Genomic DNA, 7,718 nt, shown 5'->3' with positions numbered 1-7,718 from the left:
GAACGCCGGAAGTAGTTGGGGGTTGCCCCCTGTGAGATATGGAAGTCGCTTAGCTCTAGGGAGTTTAGCTCAGCTGGGAGAGCATCTGCCTTACAAGCAGAGGGTCAGCGGTTCGATCCCGTTAACTCCCATAGGTCCCGTAGTGTAGCGGTTATCACGTCGCCCTGTCACGGCGAAGATCGCGGGTTCGATTCCCGTCGGGACCGTTTAAGATAACGTAAGTTATTTTAGACTCGTTAGCTCAGTTGGTAGAGCAATTGACTTTTAATCAATGGGTCACTGGTTCGAGCCCAGTACGGGTCATATATGCGGGTTTGGCGGAATTGGCAGACGCACCAGATTTAGGATCTGGCGCTTAACGGCGTGGGGGTTCAAGTCCCTTAACCCGCATTAAGATATAATAAATGAGCCGGCTTAGCTCAGTTGGTAGAGCATCTGATTTGTAATCAGAGGGTCGCGTGTTCAAGTCATGTAGCCGGCATTTTTAGATAGAAGAAAACAGTGCGAACGTAGTTCAGTGGTAGAACACCACCTTGCCAAGGTGGGGGTCGCGGGTTCGAATCCCGTCGTTCGCTTAGAGAGGCCGGGGTGGCGGAACTGGCAGACGCACAGGACTTAAAATCCTGCGATTGGTAACGATCGTACCGGTTCGATTCCGGTCCTCGGCATAATATAATGAGCACCCTTAGCTCAACTGGATAGAGTACCTGACTACGAATCAGGCGGTTAGAGGTTCGACTCCTCTAGGGTGCATTTTTCTATTTAACTCGGGAAGTAGCTCAGCTTGGTAGAGTACTTGGTTTGGGACCAAGGTGTCGCAGGTTCGAATCCTGTCTTCCCGATATATGGCGGTGTAGCTCAGCTGGCTAGAGCGTCCGGTTCATACCCGGGAGGTCGGGGGTTCGATCCCCTTCGCCGCTATAATGATCTTGTTGGACCTTTAGCTCAGCTGGTTAGAGCTCTCGGCTCATAACCGAGTGGTCGTAGGTTCAAGTCCTACAAGGTCCATTTAAATAATATGGAGGATTACCCAAGTCCGGCTGAAGGGAACGGTCTTGAAAACCGTCAGGCGTGTAAAAGCGTGCGTGGGTTCGAATCCCACATCCTCCTTTTGTAATAACGCGGGATGGAGCAGCTCGGTAGCTCGTCGGGCTCATAACCCGAAGGTCGTAGGTTCAAATCCTGCTCCCGCAATAAGGCTCGGTAGCTCAGTTGGTAGAGCAATGGATTGAAGCTCCATGTGTCGGCGGTTCGATTCCGTCTCGCGCCATTTTTATTTATAGTTTTTATGCGGGTGTAGTTTAGTGGTAAAACTACAGCCTTCCAAGCTGTTGTCGCGAGTTCGATTCTCGTCACCCGCTTTGAACTTTGTTCAATTACCAAGTTTTTTAACTTGGGCGCGTAGCTCAGGTGGTTAGAGCGCACGCCTGATAAGCGTGAGGTCGGTGGTTCGAGTCCACTCGTGCCCATTAATAGGAGAATTACTCAAGAGGCTGAAGAGGACGGTTTGCTAAATCGTTAGGTCGGGTAACTGGCGCAAGGGTTCGAATCCCTTATTCTCCGTTTAATTTCGACTCTCTGTCAACTGTAGTGGGTTGAAGAAAAGCTAAGTTCTAGGAAGGACACATTTCGTCCTTTCTTTTTTGGTATTCAGAGCGATAAAAAGACTCCATAATATTTGTAGTGGGTACCCCCCCTATAAATATTATGGAGCCTATTTTTATGTAGAAAAAAGTTCCATATGATCTATAATGAAAAGCAACCAAACCATCATTAGAAAGAATCATATGGAATAGTTACATTTTATCACAAAATTGTTCGATATCAAAGACCAAAATATCAAGATTTTAGATATCGTCAATAGGGATACTCACAAGGAAATCATCGCGAAACTGGAATACAATGCCCCATCTTGTCCTAGTTCTGGAAGTCAAATGAAGAAATATGACTTTCAAAAATCGTCTAAGACCCCTTACCTAGAAACGACTGGTATTCCTACTAGAATTCTCCTTAAAATGGCTCTTTTTCAACTGTATTGGGCTGAAGAAATACTAAAATTTGTATATATTGTTGATTTTACGGTTGTGCTAGTTTATTATTACTTCCAACTCTTGAGTGAAATTTCGCCACTATTTAGCCAGATTTCTTTTCCATTATCACATTGAACTAGAAGTTTTCCATTTTCAGAGATATCTTTAGCAAGTCCCTTGTAGTCTTTTTGATCTAGTGTAAAAGTCACTTCTTTTCCTAGAACAAATGACTGTTTTTTGTATAAGTATAATAGCTCTTCTGCTGGTGCTTCGAAGAAAGTCCGCCAGGTTTCTATGATTAATTCATTTCTGGTAATAGGTGCTGGTGTTTTAAATAAACTAGCAGCTTTTTCTTTTAATTCCTGAGGAAAGTCTTTAATAGTGAAATTAATACCTACTCCAATAATGATATCTGTGACTAAGCCAGTTTCTACAGAGGTCATTGCCTCAGTAAGGATTCCTCCAATTTTATGATTGTTTAGGTAGATATCATTGACCCATTTTATGTCGACATCAATTAAAGTTAGGTTCTTAATGGCTTTGTAGACAGCTCCTGCTACAAGTAGTGTGTAGGATGGTAATTTGTCGTAAGGGAGATTTGGTTTGAGATGGAGTGTCATATAAATGCCACCTTGTGGTGAGTAGAAAGAACGTTGAAATCGACCTCGGCCTGCTGTTTGATAGGAAGCTATATAGAGGGTGTTTGCTTCATTCCCTAAATCAATTGCTTCTTTTGCATCTAGTTGAGTTGATTTTGTTTCGGGTTTAAAACTTATTTTAATTGGAAGATTTTGTTCTAGAAGTTCTGGAAGAATAAGGTCTCCATTCACCAGTTTGTAGCCTTTGTTTTTGATACTATCAATTTCAATGCCTTCTTGTTCTAGACGCTTGATGGCTTTCCAAATTGATGTTCGGCTTAGGGATAGTTCTTCTGCGATTTTTTCTCCGCTGATATAGTCGGTTTCTTTAGCTAGAATTTGGTAGACGGCTTGGTAGGATTTCATAGTGTTTCCTTTCTTTAAGAATAGTATATGATTTGATTTTAGTTTGGATAGTTGCTTCTAATCTATATTTTATTACTACTATTTTAACATATGCCTACTATTTTCGGCACGATTTTTTAGAGTGAATCTAGTCATTAAGCTTGAGATGTGAAATCTCAGTATTTTTGCTCGCTTTTTTACCTAGGGAAACGTTTTCTTTGTTTTCAAATTGCTAAAAAAGTGGTACAATAAAGGGTAGCTTACTATTATCTGAATCAACTGATTTGGAGAGAAAGGATTCGTTTTGAAATCAATAGGCTTTATTGAAAAGCTGAAAGGGTTGTCTAGTAAAGAACTGATTTTATTGGGAATTATCCTGAGTATCTTTTTACCCTTTTATCTTTTTGTAGTTGTATTCTGTTTATATATTATTAGTTTGATTTTTACAGGAGACATGAAAAGTATTCTTCAGAAAATGGGGGAGCATCCGATGCTGCTTCTTTTTCTTGGCTATAGTACTGTTATATCCGTTTTTGCACAAAATTGGATGGGAGTTGTAGCTTCAGTAGGAATTTTTCTATTTACTGTTTTCTTTTTGCACTATCAGTCGATTTTATCACATAAATTCTTTCGATTGATTTTGCAGCTCGTCTTGTTTGGTAGCGTCTTGTCAGCTGCTTTTGCGAGTTTAGAACATTTCCAAATTGTGAAGAAATTTAACTATGCTTTTCTTTCACCCAATATGCAGGTGTGGCATCAGAATCGTGCAGAAGTGACCTTCTTTAATCCTAATTATTATGGAATTATTTGTTGTTTCTGTATCATGATTGCTTTCTATCTGTTTACAACGACCAAATTGAATTGGTTGAAAGTATTCTGTGCGTTTGCAGGCTTTGTGAATCTCTTTGGTTTGAACTTTACTCAAAATCGAACTGCCTTTCCTGCTATTATCGCTGGAGCCATTATTTATCTCTTTACGACCATTAAAAACTGGAAGGCCTTTTGGCTTAGTATTGGGGTCTTTGCGATTGGCTTGAGTTTCCTCTTTTCCAGTGATTTAGGAGTTCGGATGGGGACTTTAGACTCTTCTATGGAAGAACGGATCTCTATTTGGGATGCTGGGATGGCCTTGTTTAAGCAAAATCCTTTTTGGGGTGAGGGGCCATTAACCTATATGCACTCTTATCCTCGGATACATGCTCCTTATCATGAACATGCTCACAGTCTTTATATCGATACGATTCTGAGTTACGGAATTGTGGGGACCATTTTACTAGTTTTGTCTTCTGTGGCTCCTGTTCGCTTGATGATGGATATGAGTCAGGAGTCGGGGAAACGTCCGATTATTGGTCTTTATCTATCTTTCCTTACAGTGGTTGCTGTACACGGAATCTTTGACTTGGCCCTCTTCTGGATTCAGTCAGGCTTTATTTTCTTGCTAGTTATGTGCAGTATTCCATTGGAGCATCGAACGTTGGTATCGGACATGACGGATTAAGTTTTATAAGATTGAAATCTTCTACCTTGGGTAGGAGATTTTTTTACTGGGAAAAATTATTTCTAAATCGAAATAGTTGACAGATGGAATAACAAGTGTTACAATTGCTTTATTCGTTTCGATGTAGAAATAAAAGGAGGTATCATGAAAGATAGTCATTTGGTAGCCCATCATATTCGTTTGTTGAATGGGCGGATTTTTCAAAAGTTACTGAGCAAAGATCCTGAGGCTCTTTATAGGGGTGAACAGGGCAAGATTTTAGCGGTTTTATGGAATAGTGAAACTGGCTGCGCAACTGCGACAGATATTGCGCTTGCGACTGGGCTTGCTAATAATACGCTGACGACGATGATTAAAAAACTAGAGGAACAAAATCTTGTAACTATTAGTCCATGTGGAGAAGATAAGCGTAAGAAGTATTTGGTTTTAACAGAGTTGGGGCAGTCTCAGAAAGAAGTGGGGCATCGTGTCAGTCAGAAATTGGATACGATCTTTTACAAAGGATTCACCAAGAAAGAAATTCGTCAGTTTGAAGCCTTTCAAGAAAGAATTTTGGCGAATCTGAAAGAGAAGGAAAATGAGGTTTAGAATATAGCAAATTAGCTGTTTATAAGTAAAGGTCATTTTTGACTTTGTTTTCCAACTCTTAGGACAAGGAAACTATGTGGTTAGCTATGGTCAGACTCAGATTGATGGTCTTACCTATGCCCGGTACGATATCTTCCGTCTAGAAAACGGGAAAATTGTGGAGCATTGGGACAATAAGGAAGTCATGCCTAAGGTAGAAGACTTGACCAATCGAGGGAAGTTTTAAATTGAGGATACAGAATGATTGAATACAAAAATGTAGCTTTACGCTACACAGAAAAAGATATCTTGAGAGATGTCAATTTACGAATTGAGAATGGCGAGTTTATGGTTTTAGTTGGTCCATCTGGATCAGGTAAGACGACCATGATTAAGATGGTCAACCGCCTCTTGGAACCGACTGATGGAAATATTTATATGGATGGCAAGCGTATCAAAGACTATGATGAGCGTGAACTTCGTCTTTCTACTGGTTATGTTTTACAGGCTATTGCTCTCTTTCCCAATCTAACGGTTGAGGAAAATATTGCCCTGATTCCTGAGATGAAGGGATGGACTAAGGAAGAAATTGCTAAGAAAACTGAGGAGCTTTTGGATAAGGTTGGTTTACCAGTAGCTGAGTATGGACATCGTTTGCCTAGTGAATTATCTGGGGGGGAGCAACAGCGTGTTGGTATTGTTCGTGCTATGATTGGTCAGCCTAAGATTCTCCTCATGGATGAACCTTTTTCAGCCTTAGATGCTATTTCTCGCAAACAGTTACAGGTTCTGACAAAAGAATTGCATAAAGAGTTTGGGATGACAACGATTTTTGTAACCCATGATACGGATGAAGCCTTGAAATTGGCGGACCGTATTGCTGTTTTGCAGGATGGAGAGATTCGTCAGGTAGCGAATCCCGAGACAATTTTAAAAGCGCCTGCAACAGACTTTGTAGCAGACTTGTTTGGAGGTAGTGTTCATGACTAATTTAATTGCAACTTTTCAGGATCGTTTTAGTGATTGGTTGACAGCTCTATCTCAACATTTGCAGTTGTCACTTTTGACCTTGTTGCTGGCTATCTTTATAGCGATTCCCTTGGCTGTTTATCTTCGCTATCATGAGAAGTTGGCGGATTGGGTTTTGCAGATTGCAGGGATTTTCCAGACCATCCCGTCTCTGGCCTTGTTGGGGCTCTTTATCCCCTTGATGGGAATTGGAACCTTGCCAGCTTTGACAGCTCTAGTGATCTATGCGATCTTTCCGATTTTACAAAATACCATCACTGGACTCAAGGGAATTGATCCAAGTCTACAAGAGGCTGGGATTGCCTTTGGGATGACTAGGTGGGAGCGACTCAAGAAGTTTGAAATTCCACTTGCAATGCCTGTTATGATGTCTGGGATTAGGACGGCAGCTGTCTTAATTATCGGTACGGCAACCTTGGCGGCCTTGATCGGTGCTGGCGGACTGGGTTCCTTTATCCTTTTGGGAATTGACCGTAATAATGCCAGTCTGATTTTGATTGGGGCCCTTTCTTCTGCAGTGCTTGCCATTGCCTTTAACTTCCTGCTAAAAGTGATGGAAAAAGCAAAATTGCGGACGATTTTCTCTGGTTTTGCCTTGGTGACAATATTGCTCGGTCTGTCTTATAGTCCAGCCCTTTTGGCTCAAAAAGAGAAAGAAAACTTGGTTATTGCTGGGAAATTGGGTCCAGAACCAGAAATTTTGGCCAATATGTATAAGTTACTGATTGAAGAAAATACCAGTATGACTGCGACTGTTAAACCGAATTTTGGGAAAACAAGCTTTCTCTATGAAGCTCTGAAAAAAGGCGATATTGACATCTATCCTGAATTTACTGGTACGGTGACTGAAAGTCTGCTTCAACCATCACCGAAAGTGAGTCATGAGCCAGAGCAGGTTTATCAGGTGGCGCGTGATGGCATTGCTAAACAGGATCATCTAGCCTATCTCAAACCTATGTCTTATCAAAATACCTACGCTGTAGCTGTTCCGAAAAAGATTGCTCAAGAATATGGCTTGAAGACCATTTCTGACTTAAAAAAAGTGGAAGGGCAGTTGAAGGCAGGTTTTACACTTGAGTTCAATGACCGTGAAGATGGAAATAAGGGCTTGCAGTCAATGTATGGTCTCAATCTCAATGTGGCGACCATGGAACCAGCCCTTCGCTATCAGGCAATTCAGTCAGGTGATATTCAAATCACGGACGCTTATTCGACTGATGCAGAGTTGGCGCGTTATGATTTGCAGGCCTTGGAAGATGACAAGCAACTCTTCCCACCTTATCAAGGGGCTCCACTAATGAAAGAAGCTCTTCTCAAGAAACGTCCAGAGTTGGAAACAGTTCTCAATAAATTGGCTGGTAAAATTACTGAAAGCCAGATGAGCCAGCTCAACTACCAAGTCGGTGTTGAAGGCAAGTCAGCAGAGCAAGTAGCCAAGGAGTTTCTACAAGAACAAGGTTTGTTGAAGAAATAGACTGAGAATGTCACACTCAACTTGGTTAAACGACCATATAGAAAAATGCTCAGACAATTTCGTCTGGGCTTTTTTGATTGTTGAAAAGATGAAAACTCAGTAGCCTAGAAATAAGGCAACTGAGCTCTACTCTGTAT

General features: G+C 41.3%; 5 protein-coding genes, 17 tRNA genes and 2 pseudogenes. 23 read left to right on the top strand and 1 reads right to left on the bottom strand.

Features of this window, described 5'->3' with window-relative positions; translation table 11 throughout:
* The first annotated feature begins 58 nt into the window (after positions 1–58).
* From CBI42_RS04795 to CBI42_RS04710, 18 genes and pseudogenes are all read left to right on the top strand, one after another.
* A tRNA-Val gene (locus CBI42_RS04795) sits at positions 59–131 on the top strand.
* Positions 132–133: 2 nt separating this feature from the next.
* Positions 134–206 (top strand) — tRNA-Asp (locus tag CBI42_RS04790).
* A gap of 24 nt (positions 207–230) precedes the next feature.
* A tRNA-Lys gene (locus tag CBI42_RS04785) sits at positions 231–303 on the top strand.
* Positions 304–308: 5 nt separating this feature from the next.
* Positions 309–390 (top strand) — tRNA-Leu (locus CBI42_RS04780).
* 18 nt (positions 391–408) lie between these two features.
* A tRNA-Thr gene (locus tag CBI42_RS04775) sits at positions 409–481 on the top strand.
* 22 nt (positions 482–503) lie between these two features.
* Positions 504–575 (top strand) — tRNA-Gly (locus tag CBI42_RS04770).
* Between the two features lie 7 nt (positions 576–582).
* Positions 583–668: transfer RNA gene (locus tag CBI42_RS04765), tRNA-Leu, on the top strand.
* Between the two features lie 11 nt (positions 669–679).
* A tRNA-Arg gene (locus CBI42_RS04760) sits at positions 680–753 on the top strand.
* Positions 754–768: 15 nt separating this feature from the next.
* Positions 769–842, top strand: a tRNA-Pro gene (locus CBI42_RS04755).
* 5 nt (positions 843–847) lie between these two features.
* Positions 848–921 (top strand) — tRNA-Met (locus CBI42_RS04750).
* Between the two features lie 13 nt (positions 922–934).
* Positions 935–1,008 (top strand) — tRNA-Ile (locus CBI42_RS04745).
* A gap of 12 nt (positions 1,009–1,020) precedes the next feature.
* A tRNA-Ser gene (locus CBI42_RS04740) sits at positions 1,021–1,110 on the top strand.
* A 10-nt stretch (positions 1,111–1,120) separates the two neighbouring features.
* Positions 1,121–1,194, top strand: a tRNA-Met gene (locus CBI42_RS04735).
* A 3-nt stretch (positions 1,195–1,197) separates the two neighbouring features.
* Positions 1,198–1,270: transfer RNA gene (locus CBI42_RS04730), tRNA-Phe, on the top strand.
* Between the two features lie 20 nt (positions 1,271–1,290).
* Positions 1,291–1,361: transfer RNA gene (locus CBI42_RS04725), tRNA-Gly, on the top strand.
* 34 nt (positions 1,362–1,395) lie between these two features.
* Positions 1,396–1,469: transfer RNA gene (locus tag CBI42_RS04720), tRNA-Ile, on the top strand.
* A 6-nt stretch (positions 1,470–1,475) separates the two neighbouring features.
* Positions 1,476–1,563, top strand: a tRNA-Ser gene (locus CBI42_RS04715).
* A gap of 242 nt (positions 1,564–1,805) precedes the next feature.
* Positions 1,806–2,054 (top strand): annotated as a pseudogene (locus CBI42_RS04710) (ISL3 family transposase); the annotation flags it as partial.
* 44 nt (positions 2,055–2,098) lie between these two features.
* On the opposite strand, the gene birA reads toward CBI42_RS04710, so the two are convergent.
* Positions 2,099–3,034: a bifunctional biotin--[acetyl-CoA-carboxylase] ligase/biotin operon repressor BirA gene (birA, locus tag CBI42_RS04705; protein ID WP_094753369.1), complete on the bottom strand. Its 936-nt coding sequence runs from the start codon at positions 3,032–3,034 to the stop codon at positions 2,099–2,101.
* Positions 3,035–3,317: 283 nt separating this feature from the next.
* Here birA and CBI42_RS04700 point away from each other — a divergent pair, with 283 nt between their 5' ends.
* From CBI42_RS04700 to CBI42_RS04680, 5 genes and pseudogenes are all read left to right on the top strand, one after another.
* Positions 3,318–4,511 (top strand): O-antigen ligase family protein, encoded by a 1,194-nt coding sequence (locus tag CBI42_RS04700; protein WP_049488207.1) that lies wholly within the window; start codon positions 3,318–3,320, stop codon positions 4,509–4,511.
* 144 nt (positions 4,512–4,655) lie between these two features.
* Positions 4,656–5,099, top strand: coding sequence for a MarR family winged helix-turn-helix transcriptional regulator (locus CBI42_RS04695; protein WP_094753368.1), 444 nt, complete (start codon positions 4,656–4,658; stop codon positions 5,097–5,099).
* A 31-nt stretch (positions 5,100–5,130) separates the two neighbouring features.
* Positions 5,131–5,325: pseudogene (locus tag CBI42_RS04690) on the top strand (nuclear transport factor 2 family protein); the annotation flags it as partial.
* Between the two features lie 14 nt (positions 5,326–5,339).
* The gene (locus tag CBI42_RS04685; protein WP_049488212.1) at positions 5,340–6,068 is read left to right on the top strand and encodes an ATP-binding cassette domain-containing protein; all 729 of its coding nucleotides are present in this window, start codon (positions 5,340–5,342) and stop codon (positions 6,066–6,068) included.
* Complete coding sequence (locus tag CBI42_RS04680; RefSeq protein WP_094753366.1) at positions 6,061–7,581, top strand: ABC transporter permease/substrate-binding protein; 1,521 nt, start codon at positions 6,061–6,063, stop codon at positions 7,579–7,581. The genes CBI42_RS04685 and CBI42_RS04680 overlap by 8 nt, the downstream gene beginning before the upstream one ends.
* Positions 7,582–7,718: the final 137 nt, after the last annotated feature.

This window comes from Streptococcus sp. KR, assembly GCF_002238115.1.
Lineage (GTDB): Bacteria > Bacillota > Bacilli > Lactobacillales > Streptococcaceae > Streptococcus.
The sequence above is the reverse complement of the archived record's forward strand: the minus strand, read 5'-3'. Positions and strand labels throughout refer to the sequence as shown.